This is a genomic window from Pseudomonas sp. 8(2025) (assembly GCF_052665325.1).
This window is the reverse complement of record NZ_JBQOIE010000001.1, coordinates 321,705-337,858: the sequence shown is the minus strand read 5'-3', so window position 1 is coordinate 337,858 and position 16,154 is coordinate 321,705. Positions and strand designations below refer to the sequence as shown.

The following is a 16,154-nucleotide window of genomic DNA, read 5'->3' as shown; positions in this document are numbered from 1 at the left end:
CGGGAGAGGGATCTTGTCGCTTAAGGCAGAGCGGCCACTACGGACAGCTCGACCAGGATTTCCGGTTCGCACAGCTTGGCTTCGACCGTGGCCCGGGCCGGCGCCACGCCTTTTGGCAGCCACTGGTCCCAGACACTGTTCATGCCAGCGAAGTGGGCATCGATGTCCTTCAGGTAGATGGTCACCGACAGCAGCTTGCTCTTGTCGGTACCGGCCAGGTCCAGCAGGCGTTCGATGTTGGCCAGGGTCTCGCGGGTCTGCTGTTCGATCCCGGCCTGCATGTCATCGCCGACTTGCCCGGACAGATACACCGTACCGCCGTGGACAACAATCTGGCTCATGCGCTCATTGGTGAGCTGGCGCTGGATTGACATGTTTAGCTGACTCCTGAGGGTTACCGTAACGGGAAATATCGAGGCCTTCGGCGCTGATCTGCGGCTTTTTCTTGGCCATCAGGTCCGCCAGCAGGCGACCGGAACCGCAAGCCATGGTCCAGCCGAGCGTACCGTGGCCAGTGTTCAAGAACAGGTTGCGGAACGGTGTGGCGCCCACAATCGGCGTGCCATCCGGGGTGGTAGGACGCAGCCCGGTCCAGAAACTGGCCTGGGACAGGTCGCCGCCCTGAGGATAGAGATCGTTGACGATCATCTCCAGCGTTTCACGCCGGCGCGGATTGAGCGAGAGGTCAAAACCGGCTATCTCAGCCATGCCGCCGACCCGGATCCGGTTGTCGAAACGGGTGATCGCGACCTTGTAGGTTTCGTCGAGGATGGTGGAAGTCGGGGCCATGGCCGGGTTGGTGATCGGCACGGTCAGGGAGTAACCCTTGAGCGGGTACACCGGCGCCTTGATGCCCAGCGGCTTGAGCAATTGCGGCGAGTAGCTGCCCAGGGCCAGCACGTAGCGGTCGGCGGTTTCCAGCTTGCCGTCGATCCACACGCCGTTGATCCGGTCACCGGCAAAGTCGATGCGCTGGATGTCCTGGCCGAAGCGGAACTCCACACCCAGCTTGCTGGCCATTTCCGCCAGGCGCGTGGTGAAGATCTGGCAGTCGCCAGTCTGGTCGTTGGGCAGGCGCAGGGCACCGGCGAGGATGTCAGTGACGTTGGCCAGGGCCGGCTCGACCCGGGCGATGCCTTCGCGGTCCAGCAGTTCGAACGGCACGCCGGATTCCTTGAGCACGGCGATGTCTTTCGCCGCACCGTCCAGCTGCGCCTGGGTGCGGAACAGCTGGGTAGTGCCCAGGCTGCGGCCTTCGTAGGCAATGCCGGTTTCCGCACGCAGTTCGTCGAGGCAGTCACGGCTGTATTCGGACAGGCGCACCATGCGCTCCTTGTTCACCGCATAGCGGCTGGCGGTGCAGTTGCGCAGCATCTGCGCCATCCACAGGTACTGGTCGATGTCGGCCGTGGCCTTGATCGCCAGTGGCGCGTGGCGCTGCAGCAGCCATTTGATGGCTTTGAGCGGTACACCCGGAGCGGCCCAGGGCGACGCATAGCCAGGCGAGACCTGGCCGGCGTTGGCGAAGCTGGTTTCCATGGCGGCGGCCGGCTGACGGTCCACTACGGTCACTTCAAATCCGGCTCGAGCCAGATAATAGGCACTGGTGGTTCCGATAACGCCACTGCCCAAGACCAGAACGCGCATTTTCATATCCTCATCGCGGCTTGACCGCTGACGTTTGTTATTCAGAGCAAAGATGGGCGCAGTGTAAGAAACATTGAGCAGTGATTTTCACTATATAACCGCCTATATTTGGCGAGAATTCTCGGCAATATTGCTTTTCACGGAGGGGCATCCCCTATGCGCACCAACCATCAGACCCGTCGGGCCCTGGACAAGATCGATCGCAATATCTTGCGGATACTCCAGGCCGACGGACGCATTTCCTTCACCGAGCTGGGGGAGCGAGTGGGCCTCTCCACCACCCCCTGCACCGAGCGCGTGCGCCGCCTGGAGCGCGAAGGGATCATCATGGGCTACAACGCGCGGCTCAATCCGCAGCACCTCAAGGGCAGCCTGCTGGTGTTCGTCGAGATCAGCCTGGACTACAAGTCCGGCGATACCTTCGAGGAGTTTCGCCGGGCGGTGCTGAAGCTGCCCCACGTGCTGGAGTGCCACCTGGTGTCCGGCGACTTCGACTATCTGGTCAAGGCGCGGATCTCGGAAATGGCGTCCTACCGCAAGTTGCTGGGGGACATCCTGCTCAAGCTGCCCCACGTGCGCGAGTCCAAGAGCTACATCGTCATGGAAGAAGTGAAGGAGAGCCTGAGCCTGCCGATTCCGGATTGAAGCGAGAGGGTGAAGCCTTCCGGCAAGCCGGGGTGCGCGGGGCTAGACCAGAACCTGGCGAGTGCTGGCCATGTAGTCGTGGATCTGTTTTTCGACCCGAGGGTGGATCATCTCCACCGGGCGCCGGCCGTTGGGGCAAGGCAGGCTCGGCGTGGTGCCGAACAGGCGGCAGATCAGCGGACGCTCGTCATACACGGTGCAACCGTTGGGTCCCAGGTGCACGCAGTTGAGCTCGTCCATGGCAGCTTCCTGCTCGGCAGCGGTCTTGCGCGGCAGGCGGGACATTTCCTCCGGCGAGGTGGTCACCGGGCCGCAGCAGTCGTGGCAGCCGGGAACGCACTCGAAAGAGGGAATCTGCTGACGCAGGCTGCGGACGATTTGACGGTTACAGCTCATGAAAAAGACTACCGGCGCATGAATAGCCGTGAATTCTGCCCTAAATGCCTGGCGGCAGACAGGACCGGGCGTCCTGCGGTTGCCCCGGCGCAAAGGCCCGACTTATGCTCCGCGCATTTTTACCGACACCATCATCAGGACGCATCCCATGCCCGCCAGCCTTCAGCACGCCGCTTCCTACTATGCCGCCAGCAGCCTGCCGCAACCTGACTACCCAGCGTTGGCGGGCGATCTGACAGCCGATGTGTGCGTGGTCGGGGGCGGTTTTTCCGGGCTCAACACCGCGCTGGAACTGGCCGAGCGTGGCCTCAGCGTAGTCCTGCTGGAGGCGCACAAGATCGGCTGGGGCGCCAGCGGGCGCAATGGCGGGCAGTTGATTCGCGGCGTCGGCCACGGCCTCGACCAGTTCACCAAGGTGATAGGCAAGGACGGAGTGCGGCAGATGAAGCTCATGGGGCTGGAGGCGGTGGAGATCGTCCGCCAACGCATCGAGCGTTTCCAGATCCCTTGCGACCTGACCTGGGGCTACTGCGACCTGGCCAACAAGCCGGCCGACCTTGCCGGCTTCGCCGAAGACGCCGAGGAACTGCGCAGCCTGGGCTATCGCCACCAGACCCGGCTGCTGCAGGCCGATGAAATGCACAGCGTGGTGGGTTCCAAGCGCTATGTTGGCGGCTTGATCGACATGGGTTCGGGCCACCTGCACCCGCTGAACCTGGCCCTGGGCGAAGCCCGGGCGGCGCAGCAACTGGGGGTGCAACTGTTCGAGCACTCTGCGGTGACACGCATCGACTACGGCCCCGAGGTCAAGGTCCACAGCAGTCGCGGCACCGTCCGGGCCAAGACCCTGGTACTGGGCTGCAACGCCTACCTCAACGATCTCAATCCGGAATTGGGGGGCAAGGTGCTTCCGGCCGGCAGCTACATCATCGCCACCGAACCCTTGAGCCCGGCCCTGGCCCAGGAACTGCTGCCGCAGAACATGGCGGTCTGCGACCAGCGCGTGGCCCTGGACTACTACCGTCTTTCGGCTGACCGGCGCCTGCTGTTCGGGGGTGCCTGTCATTATTCGGGGCGTGACCCCAAGGACATCGCCGCCTACATGCGGCCGAAGATGCTGGAAGTGTTCCCGCAACTGGCCGCAGTGAAGATCGACTACCAGTGGGGCGGCATGATCGGCATCGGCGCCAACCGCCTGCCGCAGATCGGCCGGCTCAAGGACCAGCCCAATGTGTATTACGCCCAGGCCTATTCGGGCCACGGCCTGAATGCCACGCACCTGGCGGGCAAGCTGCTGGGCGAGGCCATCAGCGGCCAGCACGGCGGCGGTTTCGACCTGTTCGCCAAGGTGCCGCACATCACCTTCCCGGGCGGCAAGCATCTGCGCTCGCCGCTGCTGGCCCTGGGCATGCTCTGGCACCGCTTGAAGGAACTGCTCTGACCCTCCCCGTGGCTGCGCGGCGTCGGCCTACAGCCGCCAGAACGGCTTGAGACCTTCGGCCCGCGCCTCTTCCCGGCTCAGGCCGACATCGCGCAACTGCTCGGCAGTCAGCTCCAGCAACGACTTGCGCGTGCGCAGCCGATGCCAGTACAGACCCAGCGGGCTCAGCCCGGGCGGTGCGGAGCGTGGCAGGCGTGCCGCCAGTGCCTGCTCCTGCTCTGCCTGCAGCTCCTGACTCCGTAACGACAGACGCACATCGCTCAAGCCGTTCATCTGTATTGCTCCTGTTTGCTCAAAGTTGCCATGAGCCAATAGGATGCTTGGTGCGCAAAAACCATTACAGACTCAATACAGCGGTATTAACTCCATACAGTTTTGCCAAAAATCCTGCTGAATCCTGTATTTTTGCCCCATCTGTACCGGTCCTCGCGCCCCCCACTACGAGCCAATGCCATGACCCTCTACGTCAACCTCGCCGAACTCCTGGGCACCCGCATTGAGCAGGGCTTCTACCGCCCCGGCGATCGGCTGCCCTCAGTGCGCGCCCTGAGCGTCGAGCACGGGGTCAGCCTGAGCACCGTGCAGCAGGCCTACCGCCTGCTGGAAGACAACGGCCTGGCGATGCCCAAGCCCAAGTCCGGCTACTTCGTGCCGCCCAGCCGCGAACTGCCCGCCCTGCCCGCCGTTGGCCGCCCGGCCCAGCGACCGGTAGAGATCTCGCAGTGGGACCAGGTGCTGGAACTGATTCGCGCCGTGCCGCGCAAGGACGTGGTGCAACTGGGCCGCGGCATGCCGGACATCACCACACCCACCCTCAAGCCTCTGCTTCGGGCCCTGGCCCGCCTCAGCCGGCGCCAGGACATGCCAGGCCTGCACTACGACAACATCTACGGCGTACTGGAGCTGCGCGAGCAGGTCGCACGACTGATGCTGGATTCCGGCTGCCAACTGGGGGCCGGCGACCTGGTGATCACCACCGGCTGCCACGAGGCGCTGTCCACCAGCATTCGCGCCATCTGCGAACCGGGGGATATCGTCGCCGTGGACTCGCCGAGCTTCCACGGCGCCATGCAGACCCTCAAGGGCCTGGGCATGAAGGCCCTGGAGATCCCCACCGACCCCATTACCGGAATCAGCCTGGAAGCCCTGGAACTGGCTTTGGAACAGTGGCCGATCAAGGCCATACAGTTGACGCCCAACTGCAACAACCCCCTGGGCTACATCATGCCGGAGCCGCGCAAGCGGGCACTGCTGACCCTGGCCCAGCGCTTCGACGTGGCGATCATCGAGGACGATGTGTATGGCGAACTGGCCTACACCTACCCGCGCCCGCGCACCATCAAGTCCTTCGACGATGATGGCCGGGTGCTGCTGTGCAGCTCGTTCTCGAAAACCCTGGCCCCAGGCCTGCGCATCGGCTGGGTGGCGCCCGGCCGCTACCTGGAACGTGTACTGCACATGAAATACATCAGCACCGGCTCCACGGCCCCGCAGCCCCAGGTAGCCATCGCCGAGTTTCTCAAGAGCGGCCACTTCGAGCCGCATCTGCGCAAGATGCGCACCCAGTACCAGCGCAATCGTAACCTGATGCTCGATTGGGTCAGCCGCTACTTCCCCGCCGGCACTCGTGCCAGCCGGCCACAGGGCAGTTTCATGCTGTGGATCGAACTCCCCGAGGGCTTTGATGCTCTGAAGCTCAACCGAGTGCTGCTCGAGCAAGGGGTGCAGATTGCCGTGGGCAGCATCTTTTCCGCCTCGGGCAAGTACCGCAATTGCCTGCGGATGAACTACGCTGCCAAGCCAACCGCGCAGATCGAAGACGCGGTACGCAAGGTCGGCGCTGCAGCCATCAAGCTGCTCAGTGATACCTCGGACTGACCCCGATCCGAAGCAGGAAGCCAGCCGTCCCATGCCAACCCGTGCCGTGATGCGAGATGACCTGACTTGAACCCTATACAGGCCTTCACCTGGCTTCTGCTGCTGAGCCTCGGGCTGGGCGGCTGCGCTACCCGCGAGGTGCCGTACCAACCCAGCCAGGCCCTGCCCGCCCGTGATTCGGGCTTTGCCCAGTCGATCCGGGCCCAGGCCGCGCCCTACCAGGGGCGTTCCGGCTTTCGCCTGCTACCCAACAGCACCGAAGCGTTCATGGCCCGCGCCGAGCTGATCCGCAACGCGCAAAGCAGCCTCGACCTGCAGTACTACATCGTCCACGACGGCATCAGCACCCGCATGCTGGTGGACGAGCTGCTCAAGGCTGCCGATCGTGGCGTGCGGGTACGCATCCTGCTGGACGACACCACCAGCGACGGCCTGGACCAGATCATCGCCACCCTGGCCGCCCATCCGCAGATCCAGATCCGCCTGTTCAACCCTCTGCACCTGGGCCGCAGCACCGGCCTGACCCGGGCCATGGGCCGCCTGTTCAACCTGTCGCAGCAGCATAGGCGGATGCACAACAAGCTCTGGCTGGCAGACAACAGCGTGGCCATCGTCGGTGGGCGCAACCTGGGGGATGAATACTTCGACGCCCAGCCCAACCTGAACTTCACCGACATCGACATGTTCAGCGTGGGTCCGGTGGCCGAGCAACTGGGCCACAGCTTCGACCAGTACTGGAACAGCGCCCTGAGCCGCCCCATCGGCGAGTTCCTGTCCAGCACACCTTCCACCAAGGCGCTGGACAACACCCGGCTGCGCCTCGAGGAATCCTTGCAGGACAGCCGCCGGCAGAACCAGGCGCTGTATCGGCAACTGATGACCTACCAGACCCAGCCGCGCATGGACATCTGGCGCAAGGAACTGATCTGGGCCTGGAACCAGGCCCTGTGGGACGCTCCGGCCAAGGTCCTGGCCAAGGGTGACCCCGACCCGCACCTGCTGCTCACCACCCAGCTGGCACCGGAACTGAGCGGGGTCGGCAAGGAGCTGATCATGATCTCGGCCTACTTCGTTCCGGGGCAGCCCGGGCTGGTGTACCTGACCGGGCGCGCGGACGCCGGGGTCTCGGTGAGCCTGTTGACCAACTCCCTGGAAGCCACCGACGTGCCAGTGGTGCATGGCGGCTATGCGCCCTATCGCAAGGCATTGCTGGAACATGGAGTGAAGCTCTACGAACTGCGCCGACAACCCGGCGAGCGCGGTGGCAGCGGGCCGCACCTGTTCCACAGCGGCTCCTACAAGGGCTCCGACTCCAGCCTGCACAGCAAGGCGATGATCTTCGACCGACGAAAGAGCTTCATCGGCTCGTTCAACTTCGACCCCCGTTCGGTGCTGTGGAACACCGAGGTCGGGGTGCTGGTGGACAGCCCCGAGCTGGCTGAACATGTCCGCGCCCTGGCCCTGCAGGGGATGGCGCCGGCCCTGAGCTACCAGGTCAAGCTGCTGGACGGCAAGCTGGTCTGGGTGACCGAGGATCAGGGCCAGTTGCACAGCCTGGGCCATGAACCCGGCAACTGGTGGCGCCGCTTCAATGCCTGGCTGAGCACCCGCATCGGCCTGGAACGCATGCTCTGAGCGGCTACAACGCAGCCTGGGCTTCGCCAAAGGCCCCCTGGCGCAGCAGCAGGACAAGCAAGCCAAAAGCCCCGGCCGCCACCAGCAGCAACATGGCGTGGCCGCTCACCCACTGGCTGCCGGCCCCTGCCACCAGCGGCCCGATCAGGCAGCCAATGCCCCAGAGCTGCGCCACATGGGCATTGGCCCGCACCAGTGCATCATCGCGGTAACGCTCGCCGATCAGGATCAGCGACAAGGTGAACAAGCCCCCGGCGCTGGCTCCGAACAACACCCACAGCGGCCAGATCAGCACGGTGCCCAGCAACAGCGGAATGGCCAGGCTGGAACACAGCAGGATCACCGCGCAGCCGGTGAACAGGCCGCGCCGGGAAATCCGATCCGCCAGGGCGCCAATCGGCAGCTGCAAAAGTGCATCCCCCACCACCACGGTGCTGACCATGGCCAGGGCAATGTCTTCAGTGAACCCCTGGCTCAGGCAATACACCGGCAGCAGGGTCAGAATCAGGGCCTCGAAAGTAGCGAACAATGCAACTGCCCAGGCAATCGCCGGCAACTTCTGACAGAAGTGCCACAGGTCAAACAGGGTCACGCTGCACGACTCGGTGCTCGGCGCCCCGCTGCGCCCCAACAGCAGGAGCGGTGATACCACCAGCAAACCCACCGCGGTCCAGAAGCCGTAATCATGCTCAGTACCCAGCACGCCCAACAGCAGGGGCCCGGCCAGCTGGCTCAAGGCATAGCTTGCGCCATACAGCGCCACCAGCCGGCCACGCCACTGCTCCACCACCAGCTGATTGATCCAGCTTTCCCCCAGAATGAAGATGATGGTCAGGACCACTCCCAGTATCAGGCGCAGTACCAACCACAACGGATAGCTGGGCAGCAGCGCCAGCAAGGCAATGGAGATCGCCCCACCCCACAGGCACAGGCGCATCAGGCTGGCGGTGCCGAAGCGCGCCGCCAGGCGGCTGGAGATCTTCGCCCCGAGCAACACGCCAATGGCCGGCATCGCCGCCACCACGCCAATTGCAAAAGGCCCGTAGCCCCAGCTTTCGAGACGAAACGACACCAGGGGCATGGTCACGCCCAGGGCCAGGCCGACACTCAAGACTGCGGCCAAAACGGCGAAATAGGTCGCCCAACGCATTTCCACGCTCCTGTGGATCATTGTTTCGCAAGGCACAGACAACACAGCCGGACTCCCCTTGCGGAAAGTCCGGCTGCGCTATGGATCGACATCAGGCGGGGCACTGCCCCGCCTCAAACGACAAGACTCAGAGCTTGATCCAGGTGGCTTTCAGCTCGGTGTACTTGTCGAACGCATGCAGCGACTTGTCGCGACCGTTGCCCGACTGCTTGAAGCCGCCGAACGGCGCGGTCATGTCGCCGCCGTCGTATTGGTTGACCCAGACGCTGCCGGCACGCAGGGCCTTGGCGGTCTGGTGGGCCTTGGAGATGTTGGCGGTCCACACCGCAGCTGCCAGGCCGTAAGGCGTGTCGTTGGCAATCTGGATCGCCTCTTCCACGCTGTCGAAGGCGATCACCGACAGTACAGGGCCGAAGATCTCTTCCTGGGCGATTTTCATCGCGTTGCTGACACCATCGAAAATGGTCGGCTCGACGTAGGTGCCACCGGTTTCTTCCAGGGTGCGCTTGCCACCGGCCACCAGCTTGGCGCCATCGGCATGCCCGGCTTCGATGTAGGACAGCACGGTGTTCATCTGCTGGGTGTCCACCAGGGCACCGACATTGGTGGCCGGGTCCAGCGGGTTGCCCGGCTTCCAGCCCTTGAGGGCCTCGATCACCAGCGGCAGGAATTTGTCCTTGATAGAGCGCTCCACCAGCAGGCGCGAGCCGGCGGTACAGACTTCGCCCTGGTTGAAGGCAATGGCGCTGGCGGCGGATTCGGCGGCGGCCTGCAGGTCCGGAGCATCGGCGAACACGATGTTCGGGCTCTTGCCGCCGGCTTCCAGCCACACGCGCTTCATGTTGGATTCGCCGGAGTAGACCAGCAGCTGCTTGGCGATCTTGGTGGAGCCGGTGAACACCAGGGTGTCCACGTCCATGTGCAGGGCCAGGGCCTTGCCGACGGTGTGGCCGTAGCCTGGCAGTACGTTGAACACGCCCGCCGGAATCCCGGCTTCCACTGCCAGAGCAGCGATGCGGATGGCGGTCAGCGGGGATTTTTCCGAAGGCTTGAGGATCACCGAGTTACCGGTGGACAGCGCCGGGCCCAGTTTCCAGCAAGCCATCATCAGGGGGAAGTTCCACGGCACGATGGCCGCGACCACGCCTACCGGCTCACGGGTGACCAGGCCCAACTGGTCGTGAGGGGTGGCAGCGACTTCATCGTAGATCTTGTCGATGGCCTCGCCGCTCCAGCTCAGGGCCTGGGCGGCGCCGGGAACGTCGATATCCAGGGAGTCGCTGATGGGCTTGCCCATGTCCAGGGTTTCCAGGAGCGCGAGTTCTTCAGCGTGCTGCTTCAACAGGCCGGCAAAGCGGATCATCACCGACTTGCGCTTGGCCGGCGCCAGGCGCGACCAGGCGCCGGAGTTGAAGGTGGCGCGGGCGTTTTCCACGGCGCGCTGGGCATCGGCGGCATCACAGCTGGCGATGGTCGCCAGTACGCGACCGTCTACCGGGCTGATGCATTCGAAGGTGTCGCTGGAAGCCGATGCGGTGTATTCGCCGTTGATGTAGGCACGACCTTCGATTTTCAGGTCGCGGGCACGTTGTTCCCAGTCGGCACGAGTCAGGGTGGTCATACGAGTGTCCTCCTCTTATTTGTATACAAGCGCCATGCGAACTACGCCGGCACTGCTGAAGAATTCTGCCCGGCCAGCCTGTTTTCGGCCAAAGGCACCCGCCACCCTAAACCAGCGACACCTGTACTTTCAATATATTTGACAAAGCCCGGGCAAACGCCATTGCTATGTGCATTTTAATAAACATAGACTTTGGCCTTCATAGCCACTCGCGCCGCAATCACGGGGGAATACAACAATGAGCATCCACAACGTCGTCGACTTCAGCCAGGCCACCACCGAGGGCGAACGCTACCGCCCCGCTGCGGAAAAAATCCTCAAGGGCGACCCCGAGCAGGCGGTGTTCAACCATTACGCCAGCCCGTGCGGCCAGCTCAATTCCGGGATCTGGGAAGGCGCCGTGGGCCAGTGGACGGTGAACTTCACCGAACACGAATACTGCGAGATCCTCCAGGGCGTATCGGTACTGCGTGATCACGACGGCAATGCCAAGACTCTGCGGGTCGGCGACCGCTTCGTGATCCCGGCCGGCTTCAAGGGCACCTGGGAAGTGCTGGAGCCCTGCCGCAAGGTCTATGTGGCCTTCGAACAGAAAGCCTGAATCCCGGGCACAAAAAAACCCGCTTGAAGGCGGGTTTTTTTGTCAGAAGAAAAATCAATTACTTGATTTTGCCTTCCTTGTAGATCACGTGCTTGCGAACAACCGGATCATATTTCTTGATCTCGATTTTGTCCGGAGTAGTACGCTTGTTCTTGTCGGTAGTGTAGAAGTGACCAGTACCGGCGCTCGAGATCAAACGAATCAATTCACGCATGATTAGCTCCCTTAAACCTTGCCGCCATCGCGACGGATTTCGGCCAGCACGACATCAATGCCGCGCTTGTCGATGATACGCATGCCTTTGGCAGATACGCGCAGACGCACAAAACGTTTCTCGGACTCAACCCAGAAGCGGTGATGCTGCAGGTTCGGCAGGAAACGACGACGGGTTTTGTTGTTTGCGTGGGAAATGTTATTCCCAGTCACCGGACCCTTACCGGTAACTTGACAGACTCTAGACATGCCTCAGCCCTCTAAAACCACATGCCCAACCCGGCATGGGTTGGCCGCTTAATCTCTCAGTCATTTGGCGCCAGGCGCCGCGTTTCTTTAGGGTCTTACCGGCTACACCTACAAGCGAAGGAACCGGGCCCCTAGAAAAGAGCGCTGCTTTATACCAGAAAGACCCCAGAGCAACAACAACCGCTGTGCCCAGGATGACGAAAAGTCCTGATTTTCTTGCGCCGGACGCCTGCGGCAAAGGCTACCGCAGAAATCTACCGCTCGTCGCAGAATATATTTCTCCCGAAACCCCAGGCACAAAACCGCCATAGAACGCGGTCATGCCTGCGGAGAATCACGCTTGGAACCCCGGCCGAGCTCGAGGTTTCGTCACTCGATACAAAAGGGATAGTCATTTTACAAAGAGCCCACTAGGGTAAGGCATTTCCAGACTGCACTCGCAGATGGGCTTTCGATCTGCACAAGGAACCCGACCATGCGTCTTGCCGCCCTCCCGCTCCTGCTCGCCCCTCTCCTGAGCCCCCTGGCCCAGGCTGCCGCGCTGAGCGTCTGCACCGAAGCCAGCCCGGAGGGCTTCGACGTGGTGCAGTACAACTCACTGACCACCACCAACGCATCCGCCGACGTGCTGATGAATCGCCTGGTGGAGTTCGACGCTGATAGCGGCAAGGTAGTCCCCAGCCTTGCCGACAGCTGGGAGGTCTCTGCCGACGGCCTGACCTACGTGTTCAAGCTGCACCCCAAGGTCAAGTTCCACCGCACCGAGTATTTCAACCCCAGCCGCGAGCTGACCGCCGAAGACGTCAAGTTCAGCTTCGAGCGCATGCTCGATCCGGCCCATCCGTGGCACAAGATCGCCCAGAGCGGCTTTCCCCACGCCCAATCCCTGCAGTTGCCCAGCCTGATCAAGAAGATCGATGCCCTGGACCCGTTGACCGTACGCTTTACCCTGGACCACGCCGATTCGACCTTCCTCGCCACCTTGAGCATGGGCTTCGCCTCGATCTACTCGGCGGAGTACGCCGAGCAACTGCTCAAGGCCGGCACCCCGGAGAAGCTCAACAGCCAGCCGATCGGCAGCGGCCCGTTCATCTTCGGGCGCTTCCAGAAAGACGCCTCGATCCGCTACAAGGCCAACCGCGACTACTTTGCCGGCAAGCCTGCGGTCGATTCGCTGATCTTTGCCATCACCCCGGACGCCAACGTGCGCCTGCAGAAGCTGCGCCGCAACGAGTGCCAGATCGCGCTGTCGCCCAAGCCCCTGGATGTCCAGGCCGCCAGCGAGGATCCGGCACTGAAGGTCGAGCACACCGCAGCCTTCATGACCGCCTTCGTCGCCATCAACAGCCAGCACCCACCCCTGGACAAACCCGAGGTACGCCAGGCAATCAACCTGGCCTTCGACAAGGGCAGCTACCTCAAGGCGGTCTTTGAAGGCACCGCCGAAGCCGCCAACGGCCCTTACCCGCCCAATACCTGGAGCTACGCCAAGGACCTGCCCGGGTACGCCCACGACCCGGAAAAGGCTCGCCAACTGCTGGCCAAGGCTGGCCTGAAGAACGGCTTCCAGACCACCATCTGGACCCGCCCCTCTGGCAGCCTGCTCAACCCCAACCCCAGCCTGGGCGCGCAGTTGCTGCAATCGGACCTGGCCCAAGTAGGGATCCAGGCGGAAATCCGCGTGATCGAATGGGGTGAACTGATCCGCCGCGCCAAGGCCGGCGAGCACGACCTGCTGTTCATGGGCTGGGCTGGCGACAACGGCGACCCGGATAACTTCCTCTCGCCACAGTTCACCTGCGCCGCCGTCAAGTCCGGCACCAACTTCGCCCGCTACTGCGACCAGAACCTGGACAAGCTGATCACGGCCGGCAAGACCACCAGCGAACAGGGTGTGCGCAGCAAGCTGTACCAACAGGCCCAGACCCAGATCCAGCAGCAGGCGCTGTGGCTGCCCCTGGCACACCCGACCGCTTTCGCCCTGACTCGCAAGCAGGTCGAGGGCTACCAGGTGAGCCCCTTCGGGCGCCAGGACTATTCGAAAGTCAGCATCAAGTGAACTGCCGGTCGGCTTCAAGGCCCACCCAGGCCTTGAAGCCGACCGCATTCAGATCCAGCCGTACTCGGCCATCGACAGCGGGTCGCCCTCCCCCACGATGAAGTGGTCCAGCACCCGCACATCGATCAACTCCAGTGCCTCCTGCAAACGTCGGGTCACTACCCGGTCGGCCGGGCTGGGCTCGCAAATGCCTGACGGGTGGTTGTGGCAGAGGATCACCGCCGCTGCATTGTGCGCCAAGGCGCGCTTGATCACCTGCCGCGGGTACACCGTGGTGCTGTCGATGGAGCCCTGAAACAGCACTTCGAAGGTCAGTACACGATGCCGCGTGTCGAGAAACAGGCAACCGAACACTTCATGGGGCTCGTGGCGCAGCATCGACTTCAGGTAATCGCGCACCACCAGCGGGTTCTCCAACGCGGACTGGCGATGCAGTTTCTCCGCCAGATGCCGGCGGGCCATTTCCAGCACCGCCTGCAACAAGGCGTACTTGGCCGGGCCCAGCCCCAGTTGGCGGGTGAAGGTCAGTTGATCGGCCTCCAGCAGCCTGCGCAGGCTGCCAAAGCGCCGCAACAGATGCCGCGCCAGGTCCACCGCGCTTTTACCGGCCACCCCGGTGCGCAGGAAAATAGCTAGTAGCTCGGCGTCGGAAAGGCTGATGGCGCCCTGCTCCAGAAGCCGTTCCCGCGGACGCTCCGCCGCGGGCCAGTCACGAATACTCATCACACCTCCCTGTGCATGGCGCCGCTGTTCGACAGCGGGCGCTGTGCTATCTTAGCCCCCTCTTTTTTGCGTGGTATTTCACCTGGGGAGGGGGCATGCCACGCAGCAATCACTGAACGGAAAGACAGGCCTATGCAGCGGCTGTATCGGAAACGCATCGTGCTCGGCGTCGGCGGCGGCATTGCCGCCTACAAGAGCGCGGAGCTGGTTCGCCGACTCCTCGACCAGGGCGCCGAAGTGCGCGTGGTCATGACCCGGGGCGGCAGTGAATTCATTACCCCGCTGACCATGCAAGCGCTCTCCGGGCACCCGGTCCACCTCGACCTGCTGGACCCGGCTGCCGAAGCCGCCATGGGCCATATCGAGCTGGCCAAGTGGGCCGACCTGGTGCTGATCGCGCCGGCCACCGCGGACCTGATTGCCCGCCTGGCCCAGGGCATTGCCGACGATCTGCTGACCACCCTGGTGCTGGCCACCGATGCCATCGTCGCCATCGCCCCGGCGATGAATCAGGCCATGTGGCGCGACCCTGCCACCCAAGCCAATACCCAACTGCTGCAAAGCCGTGGCCTGAAGGTCTTCGGCCCGGCTTCCGGCAGCCAGGCCTGTGGCGATGTCGGCCTGGGCCGCATGCTGGAGGCCAACGACCTGGCCCAGTGCGCCGCCGATTGCTTCCAGCATCTGGCGCTGACCGGCAAGCACCTGCTGATTACCGCCGGGCCGACCCAGGAAAACATCGATCCGGTGCGCTACATCACCAACCATAGCTCAGGAAAAATGGGCTTCGCCCTGGCCGAGGCTGCGGTTGAAGCCGGTGCCCGGGTGACCCTGATCACTGGGCCGGTACACCTGCCAACCCCCGATAGAGTCACGCGGATCGACGTTGTCAGCGCCCGGGACATGCTCGCGGCCTGTGAGTCGGCGATCCCATGCGACATTTTCATCGCCTCTGCGGCGGTCGCGGACTACCGACCGGAAGTCGTCGCCCCACAGAAATTAAAGAAAGACCCTACGAAAGGTGACGGCCTGTTGCTGCAGATGGTGCGCAACCCGGACATCCTGGCCACCATTGCCAGCCGTCCGGATCGGCCTTTCAGTGTCGGTTTCGCCGCAGAAACCGAAAACTTGCTCGACTACGCTGCACGCAAATTGAAGGACAAGAACCTCGACCTGATCGTCGCCAACGACGTTGCCAACCCGAGCATTGGCTTCAACAGCGAGGAAAACGCCTGCAGCGTGATTGACCGGGAGTTGCACGCAACTCTCTTCGCCCAGACCAGCAAGGGCAAGATTGCCCGCCAGCTGATCTCTTTTATCGCCGAACGGCTGAACCAGGTTTAACTCGCATGCACGCTTTACAAGCCAAGATCCTCGACCCACGCATCGGCAACGAATTCCCTCTGCCGCAGTACGCCACGCCGGGCTCCGCCGGCCTCGACCTGCGAGCCATGCTCAAGGAAGACACCCTTCTGGAGCCAGGCCAGACGCTGCTGATCCCTACCGGGCTGTCGGTCTACATTGGCGACCCGGGCCTGGCGGCGCTGATCCTGCCGCGCTCCGGCCTGGGCCATAAGCACGGCATCGTGCTGGGCAACCTGGTGGGCCTGATCGACTCGGACTACCAGGGCGAACTGATGGTGTCCTGCTGGAACCGTGGCCAGACCGCCTTCAACATCGCCGTCGGCGAGCGCATCGCCCAACTGGTGCTGGTGCCTGTGGTCCAGGCGCATTTCGAAGTGGTCGAAGCCTTTGATGAAAGCCAGCGTGGCGCAGGTGGCTTCGGCCACTCCGGCAGCCACTGATCTGCCTCTCGGAGTGGGCAGCCTGCCTGCTCCGCTCCCTTGCGAGAGCAATCAAGGACCGAGGACCAGCACTTTTTTGCAGGGCGCCTGGCCC

The 16,154-nt window shown here is 63.3% G+C and carries 17 protein-coding genes; 8 read left to right on the top strand and 9 right to left on the bottom strand.

All coding sequences use genetic code 11. The features are described from left to right. Positions 1-20: 20 nt before the first annotated feature. Positions 21-374 (bottom strand): RidA family protein, encoded by a 354-nt coding sequence (locus ACUXVH_RS01605; RefSeq protein WP_011064208.1) that lies wholly within the window; start codon positions 372-374, stop codon positions 21-23. After that, positions 346-1,647 (bottom strand): D-amino acid dehydrogenase, encoded by a 1,302-nt coding sequence (gene dadA / locus ACUXVH_RS01600; protein ID WP_011064209.1) that lies wholly within the window; start codon positions 1,645-1,647, stop codon positions 346-348. Before dadA ends, ACUXVH_RS01605 begins: the two co-directional genes overlap by 29 nt. A 156-nt stretch (positions 1,648-1,803) precedes the next feature. Between dadA and ACUXVH_RS01595 the strand changes: the two genes are divergently transcribed. Further along, positions 1,804-2,292, top strand: a complete 489-nt coding sequence (locus ACUXVH_RS01595; RefSeq protein WP_011064210.1) for an Lrp/AsnC ligand binding domain-containing protein — start codon at positions 1,804-1,806, stop codon at positions 2,290-2,292. A 42-nt stretch (positions 2,293-2,334) separates the two neighbouring features. Here the strand turns inward: ACUXVH_RS01595 and ACUXVH_RS01590 are convergent, their stop codons facing one another. Then, positions 2,335-2,688, bottom strand: coding sequence for a YkgJ family cysteine cluster protein (locus ACUXVH_RS01590; RefSeq protein WP_011064211.1), 354 nt, complete (start codon positions 2,686-2,688; stop codon positions 2,335-2,337). A gap of 148 nt (positions 2,689-2,836) precedes the next feature. Here ACUXVH_RS01590 and ACUXVH_RS01585 point away from each other — a divergent pair, with 148 nt between their 5' ends. After that, entirely contained in the window at positions 2,837-4,129 is a 1,293-nt protein-coding gene (locus tag ACUXVH_RS01585; protein ID WP_065365035.1) for an NAD(P)/FAD-dependent oxidoreductase, read from the top strand. A 27-nt stretch (positions 4,130-4,156) separates the two neighbouring features. Here the strand turns inward: ACUXVH_RS01585 and ACUXVH_RS01580 are convergent, their stop codons facing one another. Continuing rightward, on the bottom strand, positions 4,157-4,402 hold the full coding sequence (locus ACUXVH_RS01580) for a DUF1127 domain-containing protein (protein WP_065365034.1): 246 nt from the start codon (positions 4,400-4,402) through the stop codon (positions 4,157-4,159). 180 nt (positions 4,403-4,582) lie between these two features. Between ACUXVH_RS01580 and ACUXVH_RS01575 the strand changes: the two genes are divergently transcribed. Next, the gene (locus tag ACUXVH_RS01575; RefSeq protein WP_065365033.1) at positions 4,583-6,007 is read left to right on the top strand and encodes an aminotransferase-like domain-containing protein; all 1,425 of its coding nucleotides are present in this window, start codon (positions 4,583-4,585) and stop codon (positions 6,005-6,007) included. 66 nt (positions 6,008-6,073) lie between these two features. Then, the gene (locus ACUXVH_RS01570) at positions 6,074-7,642 is read left to right on the top strand and encodes a phospholipase D family protein (protein ID WP_015637466.1); all 1,569 of its coding nucleotides are present in this window, start codon (positions 6,074-6,076) and stop codon (positions 7,640-7,642) included. 4 nt (positions 7,643-7,646) lie between these two features. On the opposite strand, the gene ACUXVH_RS01565 is transcribed toward ACUXVH_RS01570, so the two are convergent. Together ACUXVH_RS01565 and ACUXVH_RS01560 are read right to left on the bottom strand one after the other, a co-directional pair. Beyond that, on the bottom strand, positions 7,647-8,792 hold the full coding sequence (locus tag ACUXVH_RS01565; protein ID WP_011064216.1) for an MFS transporter: 1,146 nt from the start codon (positions 8,790-8,792) through the stop codon (positions 7,647-7,649). Between the two features lie 127 nt (positions 8,793-8,919). Further along, positions 8,920-10,413 (bottom strand): aldehyde dehydrogenase, encoded by a 1,494-nt coding sequence (locus ACUXVH_RS01560; protein ID WP_011064217.1) that lies wholly within the window; start codon positions 10,411-10,413, stop codon positions 8,920-8,922. Between the two features lie 238 nt (positions 10,414-10,651). On the opposite strand from ACUXVH_RS01560, the gene ACUXVH_RS01555 reads away from it, so the two are divergent. Next, the gene (locus tag ACUXVH_RS01555) at positions 10,652-11,014 is read left to right on the top strand and encodes a cupin domain-containing protein (RefSeq protein ID WP_065365032.1); all 363 of its coding nucleotides are present in this window, start codon (positions 10,652-10,654) and stop codon (positions 11,012-11,014) included. Positions 11,015-11,072: 58 nt separating this feature from the next. Here ACUXVH_RS01555 and rpmG read toward each other — a convergent pair whose 3' ends face one another. Continuing rightward, positions 11,073-11,228, bottom strand: coding sequence for a 50S ribosomal protein L33 (rpmG, locus tag ACUXVH_RS01550; RefSeq protein ID WP_003177274.1), 156 nt, complete (start codon positions 11,226-11,228; stop codon positions 11,073-11,075). An 11-nt stretch (positions 11,229-11,239) separates the two neighbouring features. After that, complete coding sequence (gene rpmB / locus ACUXVH_RS01545) at positions 11,240-11,476, bottom strand: 50S ribosomal protein L28 (protein ID WP_011064219.1); 237 nt, start codon at positions 11,474-11,476, stop codon at positions 11,240-11,242. 475 nt (positions 11,477-11,951) lie between these two features. Between rpmB and ACUXVH_RS01540 the strand changes: the two genes are divergently transcribed. After that, positions 11,952-13,535, top strand: coding sequence for an ABC transporter substrate-binding protein (locus tag ACUXVH_RS01540; RefSeq protein WP_011064220.1), 1,584 nt, complete (start codon positions 11,952-11,954; stop codon positions 13,533-13,535). A gap of 48 nt (positions 13,536-13,583) precedes the next feature. On the opposite strand, the gene radC is transcribed toward ACUXVH_RS01540, so the two are convergent. Further along, positions 13,584-14,258: a RadC family protein gene (gene radC, locus ACUXVH_RS01535; protein WP_011064221.1), complete on the bottom strand. Its 675-nt coding sequence runs from the start codon at positions 14,256-14,258 to the stop codon at positions 13,584-13,586. Between the two features lie 132 nt (positions 14,259-14,390). Between radC and coaBC the strand changes: the two genes are divergently transcribed. Next, positions 14,391-15,599 (top strand): bifunctional phosphopantothenoylcysteine decarboxylase/phosphopantothenate--cysteine ligase CoaBC, encoded by a 1,209-nt coding sequence (coaBC, locus tag ACUXVH_RS01530; protein ID WP_065365031.1) that lies wholly within the window; start codon positions 14,391-14,393, stop codon positions 15,597-15,599. A gap of 5 nt (positions 15,600-15,604) precedes the next feature. Beyond that, positions 15,605-16,060: a dUTP diphosphatase gene (gene dut, locus ACUXVH_RS01525; RefSeq protein WP_011064223.1), complete on the top strand. Its 456-nt coding sequence runs from the start codon at positions 15,605-15,607 to the stop codon at positions 16,058-16,060. Positions 16,061-16,154: the final 94 nt, after the last annotated feature.